The organism is Gelidibacter japonicus (assembly GCF_010725055.1).
Lineage (GTDB): Bacteria > Bacteroidota > Bacteroidia > Flavobacteriales > Flavobacteriaceae > Gelidibacter > Gelidibacter japonicus.
The window spans coordinates 131,679-150,303 of record NZ_BJKB01000007.1 but is presented as its reverse complement, the minus strand read 5'-3'; the positions used below and the strand labels follow the sequence as shown (position 1 = coordinate 150,303).

Sequence of the window (18,625 nt, the reverse complement as noted above, 5' to 3'; positions counted from 1 at the left end):
TAAAACAGTAAATTATGAAACACAGAGTAGTCTTTAGCTTTGTCTTTATGTTGGCAATATCATTTGGATTTGCACAAACCAAGGAAGAGTTGCAAGCGCAAAAATCGGAAAAACAAGCAGTAGCTGATGCAGCACAAGCCGAAGCTAATGCCATCCAAGCTCAAATAGATGCACTTCCAGGCTGGAAAAAAGGTGCGTTTGGAGTCATTGGTGGCAGTTTATCAAATTTCAATAACTGGTATGCTCAAGGTACGCCTAACAATAGTTCTGGAAATATTGGTATTAACTTTAATGCCTTTGCCAATAAATTAGAAGACAAATATTTTTGGAGAAACTCACTAACCGTTAATCTGGCCTGGGTCAAATTGGATGATAAGGATGATCCAACTGACAATGATAGTTTTAAACCAACTACGGACGTGTTTAATATTTCGTCATTATATGGTCAAAAATTAAGTGATAAATGGGCGGCTTCCGCTTTGGGGGAATATAGAACCACTATTTTAAACAATTTTAATGACCCCGGCTATTTAGATTTAGGTGTAGGTTTTACGTGGACTCCGCTCAACAATTTGATTGTTGTGATCCATCCATTGAACTACAACTTTGTGTTTGCCGATAGCAATACCGTATTTGAATCTTCTTTAGGAGCAAAAGTTATGGCGGACTATACCAGAAAAATTGGAGCAATTGACTTCAAAACTAACCTTTCTGCCTTTTACAGTTATAAAGATTCTGACCTGTCCAACTGGACTTGGACCAACAATTTCAGTTATACTCTTTGGAAGCGGATTGGTGTAGGCTTTGATTTTGCCCTGAGAAGCAATAAACAGGAAGCCTTAAATTATGCCCTTGCCAATTATAGTGGGCCGATTGGGAATGAGCCTACTTTTGGAACTGTCGATAACGACTTACAGACCTACTATACTGTTGGTTTGACTTATAAATTCTAAGAGAACATAAAGTGATATAAAAAATGCTACCTGTTATGGGTAGCATTTGTTTTTAAATTAAGATTGGCTCACTCTTCTTCACCAGCCTCATAATCAGGATACAAAAAATCGTTATACGGGAAGCGGGTCACGTGGGTATTTCTCACCTCTTCATAAACACGCTTTTTAAAACTTTCCAAATTTTTCTTGTTCAGGGCTGAAATGAAAATAGCGTCATCTCCAATTTTGTTCATCCAAGTTTTTTTCCATTCTTCTAAGGTATAGTTGTCCTTGGTTTTAACAGCAATCAAATCGTCCTTATCAAAAGGAACTGGTTCATAAGCATCAATTTTATTGAAAACCATAATGGTTGGCTTATGTCCACTGTCAATTTCATTCAAAATTTTGCGCACGGATTCTATCTGCTCTTCAAAGTTGTGGTGTGAAATATCGACCACATGAAGCAATAAATCGGCCTCCCTGACTTCATCCAAAGTACTTTTAAATGATTCAACGAGCTGTGTTGGCAATTTTCTGATAAACCCAACGGTATCACTCACCAAAAATGGCAGATTGCCTATCACCACTTTTCTTACCGTGGTATCAAGGGTGGCAAACAGTTTGTCTTCTACAAAAACCTCACTATTGCTAATAACGTTCATTAGGGTAGATTTACCCACGTTGGTATAGCCCACTAATGCAACACGGACCAAATGACCTCTGTTACCGCGCTGAATGGCTTGTTGTTTGTCAATGACTTTTAGTTTATCCTTTAAGAGTGTGATCCGATCTCGAACAATACGACGGTCAGTTTCAATTTCGCGCTCTCCTGGACCACGCATTCCAATACCTCCTCGTTGACGTTCCAAGTGAGTCCACATCCCTTTTAATCGTGGCAGTAAATATTCGCATTGTGCCAATTCAACTTGCGTTCTGGCGTAACTTGTTTGTGCGCGTTGAGCAAAAATGTCAAGGATAAGGTTCGTTCTGTCCAATACCTTGCAATCTAAAATCTTGCTTATATTTCGTTCTTGGGCGGCCGATAATTCATCATCAAAAATGGCAGTATCAATTTCATTTTCTTTAATGAAATTCAAAACATCCTGCAACTTGCCCGTTCCGATAAACGTTTTGGGATTGGGAGTCTCCATTTTTTGCGTGAAGCGTTTAACCACCTCACCGCCTGCTGTAAAGGTTAAGAACTCTAATTCATCTAAATATTCTCTAGCTTGTAATTCATCTTGGTCCTTGGTGATAACCCCTATTAATACGGCTCTTTCTAATTTAATATCTGATTTTTCTAACATACATGTATTTAAAACACAAAGTTACATAATTGATTGGCTATCATTTAGTATTTTTAAAACTTAAATTCATAAAGTGAACCTTCAAACCTCCAATTCTGAGACCTATACCGTTGCATTCTATAATACTGAAAACTTATTTGATTTTATAGATGATCCATTGATCAATGATATTGATTTTTTAGAAGCATCAAATAAAAACTGGAACAAAGAACGATATCAGAATAAAATCTATAAAACGGGGATGGCCATTTCAAAAATTGGGTTTGATGAGCTTCAAAAACCACCAACATTAATTGGTCTGGCTGAAGTGGAAAACGATAGGGTCTTAAACGCTCTGGTGAAAAGCGCCCACCTAAAAGATTACAATTATGGTTTTGTACGTTACGACTCGCCAGACGAAAGAGGCATTGATGTCGCTTTTTTATATGATAGGGAAAGCTTTACTCTTGAAAACTCAGAGAATATTACGCTTGATATTAAGAGTGAACTCGGAGTAAGAGATTATACTAGGGATATTCTCAAGATTTGTGGTTATTTGGATGGTGAAAAAATCCATCTTCTTATCAATCATTGGCCTTCAAGACACGAAGGGTCTGATACGACCGGATATAAACGGATGCATGCATCTCAAAAAGTAGTTGCCCTTATTGATGGGATCCTACAGGAAGATGCTGAGGCAAAGGTGATTATTATGGGCGATTTTAATGATAATCCAAGGAATGAAAGTATCCAATTTTTGAAAAACACAAAGTCACTATTCAATCCTATGGAAAAGCTTATGTCTTACACCAGGGGAAGTGCCAATCATAATTCCAAATGGATATTATTTGATCAAATTTTGATGACCCAAAATTTTTTGGAACTGGAGAAAGAAGGACTAAAATTTTTAAAAGCTGATATTTTTGATGAAAAATTCTTGACGCATTACAATGGCAAATATAAGGGTCAGCCTTTCAGAACTTACGTCGGTAAAAAATATAAGGGCGGTTTCAGTGATCATTTTCCCGTGTATATTCAGTTGAAAAGAGCGAATCAATGAGTTAATATCAGTCAAAGATTGTGATCAGGTCCTGATTTAGTTGGGAATGGGTTCAACTTATTGACTAATTAAAAAACCCTCAAAAACAGCATCGCCAAAAATAAGGCTACCGAAGGAATTAACCACAGGGTCCAAATGCCATAATTCGATTTCTTCTTTTGATTTGCATTCATGATCTTTCGATTTTTACCGCTGTATTGGATCCAGTTGATAAAGTAAAGAAGCAGGCAAGCCAAGGCATACAATATCCATGCTTTTGTTGCGGACATGGTTGACACGTGCATTTGGTGGAAGAACTCTGCAAAAAACACTCCTAAAACCAACAAAAATGAGGCCTGGACTATGGTAATGTAAACAATGGCAATGGAATTGGCCTTTTTTTTATAAGTTCCTCTTTTATAATGGTTAAAACTATTAAAAAATAGTTGGTCAAATAGGGTCATATAGAGTTGGTATGATTAAGGTTTACTCCTTTTCAAAAATATAAATATCATCAATTAGGTAAGCGCCCGACAATGAGGTTGTTCTTCCGTTGCCCTTCACTTTAAAGGCAATGTACAAAATTCCTTTATAAGACGAGAGATCAATTAAACCAGAATCTACGAATTCATTCGATGGGGTGGTTTGTGAGGGTAAGGAAGCGTCTAAGGGGTGCCATGTTGCAGATAGCACATTGCTGCCATCAAAATCCGTGGATATCAATACTTCCAATGTGTTGCTGGCCGATCTGACTTCGTTTTGGGCTGCTTTAAAGTTGAGGTAGGTGTGAGAATCCGAATCTCGAGTAATTCCCGGTGTAATCAGCCATCCAATATTAGAAGCATTTCCAGACCCTACAGGGTTAAATTCAGTATATCCGTTACCATCAGAACTGCGCTCTTTCCACTTCACTTTTCCTGCTTGGGCAAAATTGGTCCAGCCATCAAAATTTAAATCGGTGTCGTCAACGGCCAAATCAAAATCCTCTTTAAATATAATGTCAAAATCTTCAATGCCCAATGGTATACATCTATTATCATCCATGTTCACATCACTCAGATCATTCAATGCCAACACTATCGTACTGCCATCAAATGTTTTTACAATGACTCCCTTGATCGTTCCATTTCCGAGAGGAAGCAATATATCTTTAAAGGTGGCGAAAGAACTCGTTTCCAAAGGGAATTTAGAATAACCAATATCATTTGTGCAAGTTTGCATTTCCCTGAGCGTGTCAAAATCTTGAACGGGATCAAAATAGCGTTTGCCTTCTAAATTATCAGCGAATTCCACATGGTTAAATTGAACATAAAGCCCCAAATGGTTAGCGTTAACTTCTGAAAAATTAAGTTGTAGTGGCTGCAATTCTAAGGTGTTTTGTGAACGAAATAGCTGTCGCGTCCTCTGATTTTCGGTCATGCGTTTTACCGTGGTGCCATATTGATCGGTTGCTGTTTCACCACCGATTGTTATGACCCCATTGCCAACCCGTTCCTCTCCGATATATAGGCCTTTTAATTTGATGTAAATTTCCCTCCCAAAATTATATTGGTTATAAGTCTCCACTTGATTGAGGATGACTTTAATGCCAGCGGTAGGGTTTTCTGGCACATTTTGAAGAAATATTTCTTTAAAGAAGTTACCTTCTTTATCTGATGAACTCACGTAGCCTTTTATATAAATATCCGTTTCTATTAACACAGGCTTTCTATAGTTATTGGCATATTTCAATTTTAATTCTGCCATTGAAACTTCGATGGCGTCACTGGCCAATAGCGCTTCCAAACCTTTGTTCTCTTCAATGCCCAGATCATAGGGAACCTTGAAATCATCGTCTTGTACACAAGAACATGTCATGATATGCATCAGTATCATGATGAAAATCGCTAAAATTCTATTTGTCTTAAACATAATCTTATTGTTTTTTCTGTTCATTTTTAGAATCTGACGTGCAGGTTCAAAAAGTAAGTCGTCCCACGTCCATACCAGTATTTTGATCCAAATACCGGTATCTCATTGCTGGCGTCTTTTTTTAGCATCCTATAATTAGCATTCCTGCCTTGTTCAAAGCCACCTGTCTTATGTGCAACATCAAGGATGTTGTTAACACTGCCAAAGAATCCCACAAAATAGCTGTTGATTCGCCATGATTTTCCGCCAACAAGATTTACAATCATATACTCATCAAATTTCTCCTGTTTCAAAAGCTGCCTTGCCACTTCAGGATCATAATCGTTAAAAGGTAGACCATCCGCATCAGTATAGAAATTGTGCGTTCTAATTAGCGGACTGATATCCACGTATGCCTTATCAAAAAAATTTGCGGTGGCGCCAAACCACCAATAATCTGGATCACGATATTCAAAACCTAAAGAATATGCGGTTTGAGGCCCACCTGCAAGTTTGTAGTTTTTAAGATTTGCCTTTCCGAAATCAACCCCATTTGGATTAGTAAAACTCGAAGAAGTCAAATACAAATTCGGGTTGTTGTCGTAGATAAATTGGCCTAAAGATGCGACACCTTTTAATTTTATGGATGGAGTCACTTGTGCTTCAATGCCAAATTCTCCACCAAAATGTTTTTTGTCAATACCTTGTGAAATCTCTTGGACGAATGCTGAGGTCTGATTTTCGGAGATTTCAAAACTGCTCAGCCCATCGGCGTAGTAAAAAGAGATTTTATTGGCATCTTCAATTTTTGTATAATAACCGGTTAATTTTGCCTTTACAACTGAAGATCGGAAGATATAACTGGCATCAGCAGAAGTGATTTTTTCTTCAGTAATGTTTTTTACGACGTTGTGATTTTCCCTTGAGTTGGAATAGGTATTTCTAAGTGTTGGTGCTTTTGAAAGATATCCTGCATTGAAATCCAATACGTGTTTTCCAGTTATCTTATAGGTCAATCCAGCTTTTGCTCCCAATCCTGTAAAACTGAGTTTTTCACCTTTTCCGAGAGAATTATTCGCATAAATTTCATGTTGATAAAGTCCTTCACGCTGGTAGGTGGTATTGGATACACTTAATGCGGCAAAATAATCGACTCTTTTGTACTTGAATTGGGCTTGGGCAAATCCGGAAATTTCATTCGCATATAGATTGTAGTTGTATCTAAACCGATCGGCTTCACCAACAATTTTATTTGGATTTTGTAAATCGTATTGGATATTGTCAAATGAATCAACATTCAACACACCTGATGCACCCAATAAATCTTTGACCTCTGCAAAATTTTCAGATTTTAAATGGCGATAATTGATGGTGCCATTTAGGGTAATATGGTCAGAAATATCAGAAGTAAGGATGGAGTTTACAGTGAATTGAGTGTCATCATTTCTGTCCTCATATAGAGAATATGCTGCATTTAAATCACTGCTATTGTTGGTGATATTGGCATCATAAATTCGGTTCCAATCTATTTGACCGTCTTTTAAAAAAGCTTGTTCCAATTGATAAGCCTTGGCATAATCGGGTCCGTTTTTATCGGCTAAAGCATAACTAGGAAGTTTTTGGTAATAGGCAGGGCTTGGGTTGCCACCACCAGGATAGTCCAATCGGCTGTTTCCTATTTTACCAAATTGGTAGGCAAGATTCGTATTCAGAGTGGTTTTATTGCTGATGCCCCAATAGTGATTCAACATGAAGATCGGCTCACTCACCTCTTTGACACGTGAGTTGCGTTTTTCGCCATTTTGATAACCCCAATATTCGTTGTATTTGATGCCCTTTAAATCATAAACCTCTTGGGTATTTGGAGATGATTTACCGCGTCGATTGGGCGCATAAATTGAGGTGAAGTTAATACTCTGCTTATTATTGATTTTCTTCTCAAGGGAAACAAAAAACGAATTGGCATTATAAAATGTAGCCTCTTGGTAGCCTTCTTCTCCCCAACGCCTCCCAATAGCAGTAGAAGCCGCCCAACCGCCTTGCATAAGTCCAGTGGCATAGCTTGCAATAACCCGTTGCGTATAACTTCTATCAGACGATGAGTAGGTAATACGACCACCTTTTCTGTATTCTGATGCTCTGGTATTTATATTTGTTGATCCCAAAGCACCTCCATAAGTATAATTCGAAGGCCTTAAATTAGCCGATAATTCTTGATTTCTCAACACGTCATTTAGGCCACCCCAGTTGCTCCATTCTGGTCGCCCACTATACAACTTGTTCATTTCAATACCATTGATCAATACAGAACTGTTTTCGGAATCGAGACCTCTAACCTTAAAAAACGAAGAACTGAACTCAAACGCAACAGTACGTTCAAAGACATCATGGGAAGATTGTAAAAGCCCGGAAATATTATCTGAGCCGCCAGTACTGTCATCGTTCAATTCGTCATCTGATAGAGTTATGGTATATAGGTCAACCGAATCTGCGATATTAATATCAAGCATCATATCTCTGATGTCCAAGGTATGTCCTTCGTTGACAATGATTGGGAAGCGCTTTGTAATATAACCCTCTTTTTCAACCTTGAGAATCTGCTCTCCAAGGGGAATATTGAAAGTGAACCTGAATTCCCCTTCTGGATCAGTATGTGCAGTTTGAAGGGTTTCCTCAATGGTAATGATGACATGAGGAATAGGAGCATGAGTGGTGCCATCAATAACACTTCCTTTTACGATAGTTTCTTGCGCAGCAGCTGTAAAGACAGAAAAGATTCCAAATAAGAAAATTGAACTTTTTTTCATAAGAACATTTTTTTTATTTCAGTTTCAAATAACCTATCTGCTATTGTGGCCTCAACCTTTGGTTGAAAATAATGTCATAGCTTATAGCAAGAAACTAAGTTTGACCTGATTTTGATTAGGACAACATCATTTTCCTTACAATCTAATTATTAGGCATTTAAGATAGTCAAAATATATTATGTTTATAATAAAGTTTTAGATTTGGAATAATCTTTAATGGCGTTTTAAAAAGGTGTAAAAGATGAAGTTTAAAAAATTGATAATGACATTGATTTTGTTGGTTTGTGTCACTAATCTTTGGTCTCAAGAAACCAAAAAATTTAAGATACATACTATTGGCTTTTATAATTTGGAGAATTTGTTTGACACGATTAATGATCCTACCAAATTTGATGAGGCAAGTCCGATAATGGAATTGAATACGGGGCGGTCAGAAGTGTACAAAAAGAAGGTACATAATATGGCGCGGGTAATAGTAGATATTGGTGCTGATGGAGCAGGCAATGCTCCAGCGATTTTGGGTGTTGCAGAAATTGAAAACCGCAGTGTTCTAGTTGATGTGCTCAATGATTCGCTGTTATTGGGATTTAATTATGGCATTGTTCATTACGAATCTCCGGACAAACGCGGTATTGACGTGGGTTTGATTTATCAGAAGGCGATATTTCAACCGATACATACCAGCAGCCATACTTTATATATTTATGATGACATGACCAGAAATCGTGTATATACCAGAGATCAGCTTTTAGTAACAGGCAAGTTGGAAGGCGATTTGATACACCTTATTGTCAATCACTGGCCCTCTCGAAGTGGAGGAGAAGAACGCAGTAGAAGCAAGCGTGTTGGTGCGGCCAAACTCAATAAACGGATAATCGATTCCTTACAGATCATTGATCCCTACGCTAAGATTATTGTTATGGGCGATTTAAATGATGACCCCATCAATATCAGTATCAAGGAGGTGCTAAATGCTAAGGCTGATAAACATGATGTGGAGTTTAAAGGCATTTACAATCCTTTCGAAAATTTTTATAAGAGAGGACTAGGCACAAACGCCTATCGCGATGCCTGGAGTTTGTTTGATCAAATTATGATGACGCAACCGTTATTGGAAAAGGATTACTCCTCGTTCAGGTTTTATAAAGCCTTTATTTACAACAAAAATTATTTGACCACAAAACGAGGCCGTTGGAAAGGCTATCCTTTTAGAAGTTTTGCGGATGGTGGATTTACTGGAGGCTTTAGTGACCACTTTCCTGTATACATATACTTAATTAAGGAAGTTGAGTAAAACGTTACCTTATTAATATAAAAAAGCCACCTTTAATAAAAGAATGGCTTTTAAAATATTATATATTTAACATGTTACAGGTCAAACTTAATCCCTTGTGCTAAAGGTAAGTCTGCTGTGTAATTAATAGTATTGGTCTGACGTCTCATATACACTTTCCATGCATCTGAACCTGATTGACGTCCGCCACCGGTATCTTTTTCACCTCCGAAAGCACCACCAATTTCAGCACCTGACGTTCCAATGTTCACATTTGCTATCCCGCAATCAGATCCCTGTACGGATAAGAAAGTCTCGGCTTCACGTAAATTATTCGTCATAATTGCTGAGGACAAGCCTTGAACAACTCCATTTTGAATCTCAATGGCATTATGTACGTCTCCAGAATACTTTAATAAATAAAGAACAGGAGCAAAGGTTTCGTGTTGAACGATTTCATATTCTGGTTGGGCTTCAGCAATGGCTGGTTTTACATAGCATCCACTTTCAAAACCTTCACCCGATAGCACGCCGCCTTCTACGATAATTTTTCCACCCTCTTCAACAACTTTCTTTAAGGCATCTTGGTACAATTTGACAGCATCTTTATCGATTAACGGACCCACGTGATTATTTTCATCCAACGGGTTTCCAATTCGCAATTGCTTGTAAGCGGCTATCAAGGCCTCCTTAACTTTGTCGAATATACTTTCATGGATGATCAATCGACGGGTTGAGGTACAACGTTGTCCGGCGGTACCAACAGCGCCGAACACAGCACCAATAATGGTCATTTTAATATCGGCATCTGGCGTAACGATGATGGCATTATTGCCACCCAACTCCAATAGGGCTCTTCCTAAACGTGCCGCAATTTCCTTAGCAACAATTTTCCCCATTCTGGTAGAACCTGTTGCTGAAATCAATGACATTCGTGTATCCTTCGTCATCAATTCACCCACGCGATAATCGCCAGTGATCAAACAAGAAATACCTTCTGGTAAATTATTGGCTTTAAAAACTTCAGCCGCAATATTCTGACAAGCGACTCCGCAAAGTGGTGCTTTTTCACTTGGTTTCCAGACACAAACATCACCACAAACCCATGCCAAAGCGGTGTTCCAAGACCAAACAGCTACTGGAAAGTTAAACGCCGAAATAATTCCAACAACACCTAGTGGGTGGTATTGCTCATACATTCTATGCCCTGGACGCTCAGAGTGCATGGTCAAACCATGTAGTTGACGGGAAAGACCCACTGCAAAATCACAGATGTCAATCATTTCTTGTACTTCGCCTAAGCCTTCTTGGTAGGATTTACCCATTTCATAGGAAACCAATTTACCAAGGGCTTCTTTCTTTTCTCTAAGTTTTTCACCAAATTGACGTACAATTTCACCACGTTGTGGCGCTGGCGTTGTTCTCCAAGTTTTAAAAGCCGAAGTTGCGGTCTGCATGACCTTTTCGTAATCTTCTTTGGTGGTTGTTTTAACCTTGCCTATCAGTTTTCCATCTACTGGAGAGTAGCTTTCAATAATATCGCCTTTAGAAAAATTATTTGAGCCTGTTGACGTACCCTCATTAATATCTTTAATGCCTAATTCCTTTAGGGCTTTTTCAATTCCAAAATCTGTAGCAACTGCTTGCATAAATGTCTCTTTTAATTATTTAATGATTCTTGCGAAGATAACAATAAAATGTCGCTTTTTGAAGTCTGAGCTTCTTAAAAAAATACTAACTTTAAGGCTGATTTTCAATTTAGATACTATGAAAAACCTGATTTATTTTCCTCTCTTGTTGCTTTTATTTTTAAACTGTAGGGGCAATCAAAACTCTGCTGCTTCAGATTCAGAGCAACAAACAAAAACCGAATCCTCTGCAGTCAAGGATGTCAAGTCTAAAAAAGCCAATGAGTTTGCCATTGTCATTCACGGAGGTGCCGGTACCATTTTAAGAAAAAACATGTCGGCAGAAGACGAAGCTGCCTATAACGCGAAATTGGAGGAAGCCATTAGAGTTGGGTATGATATTTTAAAAAATGGTGGTACAAGTTTGGATGCGGTTGAAAAGACCATTAATGTTTTAGAAAACTCGCCATTGTTCAATGCAGGAAAAGGTGCGGTGTTTACACATGCTGGTACCAATGAGTTGGATGCATCCATAATGGACGGTAAAAATCTGGATGCAGGAGCCTCTGCCGGAACAAAAACAGTAAAAAACCCCATCAACTTAGCCCGAGCGGTCATGGAAAAATCGCCACATGTGATGTTGTCTGGAGAAGGTGCAGAGCAGTTCGCAAAAGAACAAGGGTTGGAAATTGTTGATCCCTCTTATTTTTATACCGAAGCACGCTTCAAAGCGTTAGAAAGGGTAAAGGCTTCTGAAGAGAGAGAAACAGCCAGAGATAAGTCGGCCTTTTATGACCCCACAATTAAGGATTCAAAATTTGGAACGGTGGGTTGTGTGGCATTGGATAAAAATGGCAATCTTGCTGCAGGAACTTCTACTGGAGGAATGACTAATAAGCGTTGGGGACGGATTGGCGATGCACCAATTATCGGTGCAGGAACTTACGCCAATAACGCCACCTGCGCGGTAAGCAGTACAGGTTGGGGTGAATACTTTATTCGCGCTATGGTAGCTCATGATATTTCAGCATTGATGGATTATAAAGGCTTGAGTTTACAGGAAGCTGCCAAAGAAGTCATCCAGAAAAAAGTACCAGATCTGGGTGGTGATGGTGGAATTATTGCAGTAGATAAAGATGGAAATATGGTGATGGAATACAATACAGAAGGGATGTATAGAGCATCAATGGATGCCTCAGGAAACCTCACTGTTGGAATTTACAAGGATTAATTTAAGATGAATTATCACTATGTTTACACAAGCCTTTAAGTTCGAAATTGCCATTTAACACCATCAATCATATGTCTTTTAAAAATATTTTCACCTGGGTTTTTGCATTGCTTCTTGTGGTTTCTTGTAAAAAGGATAGCCCTTCAAATGAAGAAACCGATAATCTTTTCAAGTTCCGTGATTATATCAGCTACACCACTGCAGGTCGTGTGTCTATCGCCGACCCTATCATAATCAATCTGACCAACGATGTGGAAGGCTGGACTATTGGACAGGAAATTTCCGATAAGATTGTCACTATAAAACCTCATGTCCAGGGAAAATTATTGGTTGAAAATGCGCACGCATTAGTTTTTAAACCAGACGAAACACTTCAGCCGGATACTGAGTATAGTGTGACGGTTAAGTTGGATAAGATTTATAAAAACCAACCCAAAGATTTTGGAACGTATACTTTTCAGTTTAAAACGATTGCGCCAAATTTCAATGTGGTCACCAATAACTTACAATCCTACAGCAAAAACTGGCAATACTTGGAAGCGGCTTTAAAATCGGCAGATATTATTGACATCAAAGATGCCAAACAACTCGTGGAAGCATGGCAAAATGGAAAGAAACTCAAGTTGCAATGGAATGAGTCCATTGAAAAATCCAAAGTTTTTGAATTCAAAATTGACAGCATCAACCGACTTATTGAAGACAGCGAAATCTTGGTCAAATGGAATGGTAAAGCTATAAAAGCAGATAATTCGGGAGAGAATAAGTTCAATATTCCAGGCATCAATAATTTTACCATCGTTAATGTTGAGGTAGTTCAGACACCAGAACAGTACTTATCGCTTAATTTTTCTGATCCTTTAAAAAAGCAACAAAACTTTGATGGTCTGGTCACCATTCAGAATTCCAAAAACCCTAAATTTATCGTGGATGGGAATGTGTTGAAAGTATATCCAAGTTCAAAATTGGTGGGAAATGTTTTGGTCGATGTTTTTCAAGGGATAACCAATGCAGACGGATTCAAACTGAAAAAACAATTTTCAGAAACCATTTCTTTTGAAGAATTAAAACCACAGGTGCGCTTAATAAGCAACGGAACAATTCTACCTAATTCCAACGAAGTGAAATTTAATTTTGAAGCTGTCAACTTAAAAGCGGTTGATGTGCGCGTCATCAAAATATTTGAAGATAATGTGCTGCAATTTCTACAGGATAACCAATTGCAAAGCAATAATCAATCGGCAATAAAGCGCGTGGGAAGACGGATTGCCAAACAAACCATCACCCTACAAAATGATGCGGTTGAAAATGACGGCAAGTGGAAAGCCTATAGTATTGATCTTTCTAAATTCTTCAATGCCGATCCTGGTGCGATTTACCGAGTCGAATTGAGCATCAAAAAGGAATATTCAATGTTCAATTGTGATAATTATTCCAATGTTGAAAATTCAGATGAGGATTATTATGACGATTATTATTACAACGATTACTATGAAGAGAGTTATAATGAAAGTACAACTGAAGATGAAGATCTTCGCGAAGAAGAGTATTGGGATAATTTAATCTACAGTTACCGAAATTCCAATTACAACTGGAATGAGCGTAATAACCCGTGTCACGAGGCGTACTACAATGAGAATCGTATCGTTTCGCAGAACTTACTCGCGTCCAATTTGGGCGTTATTGCAAAACAAGGGGCGAACAATACCTATTATTTTGCGGTCACCAATATTTTGGATACCAATCCAGAAGCTGGCGCCATGGTGCGTTTATTCAATTTTCAACAACAGGAAGTTGGAAGAGCGACAACCGATAGCGAAGGTTTGACCACATTCAAGACGAATAAATATGCAAGTTTCGCCATTGTAACCAAAGGGAAAAATACCACTTATATTAAGTTGGTTGATGGCAACTCGTTGTCCTTAAGCAAGTTTGATGTGTCTGGAAACAGCTTACAACGCGGACTTAAAGGCTATATCTATGGCGAACGTGGCGTTTGGCGTCCTGGAGATTCGTTGTTTTTAACCTTTATGTTGAACGATAATGACAACAAATTGCCAAAAGGGCATCCGGTTAAAATGGAAATCACCGACCCCAGTGGTAAACTGATTTATAAGAATATCAATACAGAAAACATCAATAATTTCTACCGATTTACCGTGCCAACCCACAGTGAGGACAAAACTGGAAATTATAGTGCCAAGGTGTCGGTAGGTGGCGCTTCGTTTTATAAGAGTTTGCGTGTCGAAACTGTGAAGCCCAACCGTCTAAAAATCAAAATAGATTTTGAAGATGAAGTATTGTCGAGCAATGCACCGCTAAATGGCACTTTGGATGTCAAATGGTTGCATGGCGCACCTGCAAAAAATTTAAAAGCGGAGATAAAAGCCAAATTCAGTACCTCTTACGAAGGCTTTAAAAATTATAAGGATTACGAATTTGTTGATCCTACCCGTTCATTTTCTTCTGAAGAGATGAATGTTTTTGAAGGGAATTTAAATGAAGACGGCATCGCAAAAGTCAACAAGTCTTTAAATGTTGGCAAAAATGCTCCAGGATTATTGAACGTTCAATTTTTGGTCAGGGCTTTTGAAAATGGCGGCGATTTCTCATTGGATGCCTTTACAAAAACTTACGCACCTTACAATTCTTTTGTCGGATTGAAATCCCCAGAAGGGAATCGCTACGGCTCGTACTTTACGGATGAAAACCAAACTTTTGATGTGGTTACTGTGGATGCAAAAGGCAATCCTGTAAAACGGGAAAATCTCGAAGTTAAAGTCTATAAAATTGAATGGCGTTGGTGGTGGAACTCTTCTTATGATAATCTATCCAGTTATGTGTCCAGCAATTACCATCGCTCTTATTTGGATAAAAAAGTGACTACCGATGCTAACGGGAAAGGGAAATTCACCTTAAACATTCCAGAAAATGAACGCGGTCGGTATTTGATCAGGATTACAGATCCAGAAAGTGGTCATGCTACGGGAAGAACGGCGTATTTCTATAAAAACTGGTATCAAAATTCGCCAGATACAGATAAAGAGGCAGCAAAAATGTTGGTCTTTTCGGCGGATAAAGAAAATTATAATGTTGGGGAAACGGCTAAAATCACCTTTCCTTCAGGAACTCAAGGCAGAGCACTTGTCAGTATTGAAAACGGATCAGAAGTGTTGTCCTATAAATGGGTAGTGACTACGCAAGGTGAAACAACGGTCAATATTCCGATTACTGCTGAAATGGCGCCTAATGTCTTTGTCAATATCTCGTTATTGCAACCACATGCTACCACGGCTAACGATTTGCCAATTCGTTTATTCGGTGTGATTCCAATAATGGTTGAAAACCCAGCCACCAAATTGTACCCAGAAATCAAGATGCCAGATGTGCTTCAGCCAGAACAGGCGTTTGAAGTGGTGGTCAGCGAAAAGAATAAAAAATCAATGACCTACACCATCGCTATTGTAGAAGAAGGGCTTTTGGATCTCACCCGATTTAAAACGCCAAATGCCTGGGATGAATTTTTTGCGCGCGAAGCCTTGGGCGTAAAAACCTGGGATGTTTTTGATGATGTGATTGGAGCTTACAGCGGTAGCATTGATCAGGTATTTGCGATTGGTGGCGATGCCAATGCCGCTGCCGGAAAAAATAAAAAAGCCAACCGATTTAAACCGGTGGTTAAATATTTGGGGCCTTTCACTTTAGGTTCAGGCGAAAAGAAATCGCATAAAATAAAAATGCCAAACTATATTGGTGCGGTTCGGGCGATGGTAGTTGCGGGAGATGCAAAAACCGAAGCTTATGGCAGTGTGGACAAATCGGTGCAGGTCAAAAAGCCATTGATGGTCTTAGCCAGCTTGCCAAGAAAATTGAGTCCGGGAGAAAAAGTGACCTTGCCGGTTACGGTATTTGCCATGGAGCCTAAGGTGAAAAATGTCAACATTAGCTTAAAACTCAGTGATGGTATTTCAGTAGTGGGAGAGAAAACCAAAACGCTCAATTTTGCAAGGCCAGACGAGCAAATGACTTACTTTGAATTGGATGTAAGTAAAGCAAAAGGCTTCAATACAGTAGAAGTGATTGCCAGTGGAAATGGTGAGAAATCAACTTACAAAGTAGAAATTGATGTTTACAATCCTAATCCAATTACTTCAAAATCATTGGATGAAACTCTTGAAGCCAACGTTTCAAAAACGATGGATTTCTCAACTTTTGGTGAAATGGGAACCAATAGCGCAACCGTTGAGTTTTCAACCTTGCCACCTATGGATTTCACAAGACGTTTACAGTTTTTGGTACAATATCCGCATGGGTGTTTGGAACAAACCACTTCAGCGGTGTTCCCACAATTATATTTGACCGATATCTTCGATTTGACTTATCAGAAGAAACAGGAAATCCAAAGGAATATTGAAAACGGGATCAAGCGTTTGGGTAATTTCCAATTGGCATCAGGCGGCATGAGCTATTGGATGGGAGAGAACACTGTTAATGATTGGAGTACAACCTATACCGGTCATTTTATGTTGGAAGCGGAAAAGAAAGGATTTGTATTGCCATTGACGTTTAAGAGCAATTGGTTGCGATACCAAAAACAGGCAGCTAGCGATTGGCGTCCAAGTTATAGAACAGCAAATACCGATTTGGCCCAGGCTTATCGTCTGTACACCTTAGCTTTGGCTGGAAGCCCAGATTTGGCAGCAATGAACCGTTTGCGTGAGTTTAGCGAAATTTCGAATGAAGCCAAATGGCGATTGGCTGCAGCCTATGCTTTGGCAGGCCAAAAGGAAGCGAGCGATAAGATTTCGAGTACGGCAAATGTCAACTTCTTACCTCCAAAATATAATTATTATACTTATGGTTCTGTTGATAGAAATAGAGCAATGGCTTTGGAAACCATGGTATTGACCAAAAATCCTAAAATGCGAGAATTGGCACAGGATCTCGCCAAAGATCTTTCCAGTAATCGATGGATGAGCACGCAAACCACAGCCTATAGCTTATTGGCGATGGCAAAAATGGTGGAAGCAAACGGCGGAAAAGCATTAAAAGTGGAATATACGCTGAATGGCAAATCTGAAACCATCGATACAAAGAGCGCCATTGCACAACGTGAGTTGTTGGTTAAAGAGGGTAATAATACATTTAGTTTTAAAAACCACCAAGCCAATGTGGTCTATGTTCGCGTGTTGAATTCCGGTAAATTACCGCTTGGTGAGGAGGTTTCAGAACAACGCGGGTTGAGTGTTTCTGTGGTTTATAAAGATTTAAATGGCAATGTTATAGACATTGGGAAATTGAACCAAGGTCAGGATTTTGTGGCGGTGGTTAAGGTAAGCAATCTTAAAAACCAAGATGTAAATGATGTGGCGTTAACGCAAATCTTTCCATCGGGCTGGGAAATTGTCAACACCCGTTTTACCGATTTTGGGGACACTACCACAAGTCAGGCGAGATATACGGATATCAGGGATGATCGGGTGAACTTTTATTTTGACTTGCCACAGCGTGGGAAAAATGATAGCAAAACCTTTACCGTCATGTTGAACGCCTCTTATTTGGGTACCTATTATTTGCCAGGCGTTCAAGCCGAAGCCATGTATGATAATGAGTTTTTAGTGCGGACCAAGGGCAGATGGATTGAAGTAAACCAGTAAAATTCCTGCGAAGGCAGGAATCTCAGAGTTTTTAAGGCCGAAAAATCGATACTGATCTAACCACCTCGACTTCATCCCGATTCTCGTGATGAAGCCACTCCTCCTTTAAAAGGATGAGAATTTGAAATTAAGATTCGATTTGAAATTGCGCATATGTTTTTAAATAATGCTGAATCAAAAAAATTCCTTCCCTTTTTAAGGGAAGGTGGCCTAAAGCTCAGAATAGAGCTTTAGGCCGGAAGGGTTTTTTATAAAACAGAAGATTTAAACTCTATTGAAATAATCATAAAAGCTCTAATTTTAATATTTAAGCTGTAATAAAATAAAACCAAATAAATAGTAACCATTAAAAAGTAAGAGACATGTCAGAACAAGTTCAGTTAGTACCTAACAATTCTTTAATCACAAAAACACCAGAGGAAGGCAGACAATTAGCCGTAAAAATGGCAAGGCTTATCATAAAAGTGACGCAGCCTGATGCTGAGGTGAGAGAAAAGCTTCGTCCCGTATATGCTGAAGATGCGGCAATGCTGATTGCAGTAGGACAAACAGTTGCCACAGAATTTGCAACTATTGCGGCTGCGAATAATTATTGGAGATAAGTGTTGTCAGAAGATGAGTAGCTGTTTTTAAGAACCACCTCGTCTTCATCCCGATCCTCGTGATGAAGCCACTCCTCCTTTAAAAGGAGGAGAAGTTTAGATTATGATTAGATTTGAAATGAGGCGTATATTTTTAAATAATACCGAATCAAAAACTTCCTTCCCTTTTTTAAGGGAAGGTGGCTTTAAGCTCCGGAGAGAGCTTAAAGACGGAAGGGTTGTTTTTCTAAATGATCACCAATGAAATCAAACATCCATAACCGAAAGTATCTTTTAGAGCGGA

General features: G+C 38.8%; 11 protein-coding genes. 6 read left to right on the top strand and 5 right to left on the bottom strand.

Annotation, left to right across the window (positions count from 1 at the left end; translation table 11 throughout):
- Positions 1 to 14: 14 nt before the first annotated feature.
- Positions 15 to 953, top strand: coding sequence for a DUF3078 domain-containing protein (locus G6N06_RS09230; protein WP_163516133.1), 939 nt, complete (start codon positions 15 to 17; stop codon positions 951 to 953).
- 68 nt (positions 954 to 1,021) lie between these two features.
- Here G6N06_RS09230 and hflX read toward each other — a convergent pair whose 3' ends face one another.
- A complete protein-coding gene (gene hflX, locus G6N06_RS09225) occupies positions 1,022 to 2,239 on the bottom strand; it encodes a GTPase HflX (RefSeq protein ID WP_163516131.1) in 1,218 nt (405 codons plus the stop codon).
- Positions 2,240 to 2,312: 73 nt separating this feature from the next.
- Here hflX and G6N06_RS09220 point away from each other — a divergent pair, with 73 nt between their 5' ends.
- Complete coding sequence (locus G6N06_RS09220; RefSeq protein ID WP_240338023.1) at positions 2,313 to 3,278, top strand: endonuclease/exonuclease/phosphatase family protein; 966 nt, start codon at positions 2,313 to 2,315, stop codon at positions 3,276 to 3,278.
- A 68-nt stretch (positions 3,279 to 3,346) separates the two neighbouring features.
- On the opposite strand, the gene G6N06_RS09215 is transcribed toward G6N06_RS09220, so the two are convergent.
- The 3 genes from G6N06_RS09215 to G6N06_RS09205 are packed head-to-tail and all read right to left on the bottom strand — an operon-like array spanning position 3,347 to position 7,954.
- Positions 3,347 to 3,721, bottom strand: coding sequence for a hypothetical protein (locus G6N06_RS09215; protein ID WP_163516129.1), 375 nt, complete (start codon positions 3,719 to 3,721; stop codon positions 3,347 to 3,349).
- 22 nt (positions 3,722 to 3,743) lie between these two features.
- On the bottom strand, positions 3,744 to 5,168 hold the full coding sequence (locus tag G6N06_RS09210; RefSeq protein WP_163516127.1) for a DUF5689 domain-containing protein: 1,425 nt from the start codon (positions 5,166 to 5,168) through the stop codon (positions 3,744 to 3,746).
- Positions 5,169 to 5,194: 26 nt separating this feature from the next.
- On the bottom strand, positions 5,195 to 7,954 hold the full coding sequence (locus tag G6N06_RS09205; protein WP_163516125.1) for a TonB-dependent receptor: 2,760 nt from the start codon (positions 7,952 to 7,954) through the stop codon (positions 5,195 to 5,197).
- Positions 7,955 to 8,195: 241 nt separating this feature from the next.
- Between G6N06_RS09205 and G6N06_RS09200 the strand changes: the two genes are divergently transcribed.
- Positions 8,196 to 9,248, top strand: coding sequence for an endonuclease/exonuclease/phosphatase family protein (locus G6N06_RS09200; RefSeq protein WP_163516123.1), 1,053 nt, complete (start codon positions 8,196 to 8,198; stop codon positions 9,246 to 9,248).
- Between the two features lie 74 nt (positions 9,249 to 9,322).
- Here G6N06_RS09200 and amaB read toward each other — a convergent pair whose 3' ends face one another.
- The gene (amaB, locus tag G6N06_RS09195) at positions 9,323 to 10,876 is read right to left on the bottom strand and encodes an L-piperidine-6-carboxylate dehydrogenase (protein WP_163516121.1); all 1,554 of its coding nucleotides are present in this window, start codon (positions 10,874 to 10,876) and stop codon (positions 9,323 to 9,325) included.
- A gap of 118 nt (positions 10,877 to 10,994) precedes the next feature.
- Between amaB and G6N06_RS09190 the strand changes: the two genes are divergently transcribed.
- The 3 genes from G6N06_RS09190 to G6N06_RS09180 all read left to right on the top strand — a co-directional run bounded on the left by G6N06_RS09190 (position 10,995) and on the right by G6N06_RS09180 (position 18,342).
- A complete protein-coding gene (locus G6N06_RS09190; RefSeq protein WP_163516119.1) occupies positions 10,995 to 12,086 on the top strand; it encodes an isoaspartyl peptidase/L-asparaginase family protein in 1,092 nt (363 codons plus the stop codon).
- A gap of 71 nt (positions 12,087 to 12,157) precedes the next feature.
- Entirely contained in the window at positions 12,158 to 17,740 is a 5,583-nt protein-coding gene (locus G6N06_RS09185; protein WP_163516117.1) for an alpha-2-macroglobulin family protein, read from the top strand.
- 362 nt (positions 17,741 to 18,102) lie between these two features.
- Positions 18,103 to 18,342, top strand: a complete 240-nt coding sequence (locus G6N06_RS09180) for a hexameric tyrosine-coordinated heme protein (protein WP_163516115.1) — start codon at positions 18,103 to 18,105, stop codon at positions 18,340 to 18,342.
- The last annotated feature ends 283 nt before the right edge of the window (positions 18,343 to 18,625 follow it).

What these genes read in the sequence shown, in the direction of transcription:
- G6N06_RS09230 (WP_163516133.1), top strand. Translation starts at nt 15, where the DNA reads ATGAAACACAGAGTAGTCTTTAGCTTTGTCTTTATGTTGGCAATATCA.
- hflX (WP_163516131.1), bottom strand. Translation starts at nt 2,239, where the DNA reads ATGTTAGAAAAATCAGATATTAAATTAGAAAGAGCCGTATTAATAGGG.
- G6N06_RS09215 (WP_163516129.1), bottom strand. Translation starts at nt 3,721, where the DNA reads ATGACCCTATTTGACCAACTATTTTTTAATAGTTTTAACCATTATAAA.
- G6N06_RS09210 (WP_163516127.1), bottom strand. Translation starts at nt 5,168, where the DNA reads ATGTTTAAGACAAATAGAATTTTAGCGATTTTCATCATGATACTGATG.
- G6N06_RS09205 (WP_163516125.1), bottom strand. Translation starts at nt 7,954, where the DNA reads ATGAAAAAAAGTTCAATTTTCTTATTTGGAATCTTTTCTGTCTTTACA.
- G6N06_RS09200 (WP_163516123.1), top strand. Translation starts at nt 8,196, where the DNA reads ATGAAGTTTAAAAAATTGATAATGACATTGATTTTGTTGGTTTGTGTC.
- amaB (WP_163516121.1), bottom strand. Translation starts at nt 10,876, where the DNA reads ATGCAAGCAGTTGCTACAGATTTTGGAATTGAAAAAGCCCTAAAGGAA.
- G6N06_RS09190 (WP_163516119.1), top strand. Translation starts at nt 10,995, where the DNA reads ATGAAAAACCTGATTTATTTTCCTCTCTTGTTGCTTTTATTTTTAAAC.
- G6N06_RS09185 (WP_163516117.1), top strand. Translation starts at nt 12,158, where the DNA reads ATGTCTTTTAAAAATATTTTCACCTGGGTTTTTGCATTGCTTCTTGTG.
- G6N06_RS09180 (WP_163516115.1), top strand. Translation starts at nt 18,103, where the DNA reads ATGTCAGAACAAGTTCAGTTAGTACCTAACAATTCTTTAATCACAAAA.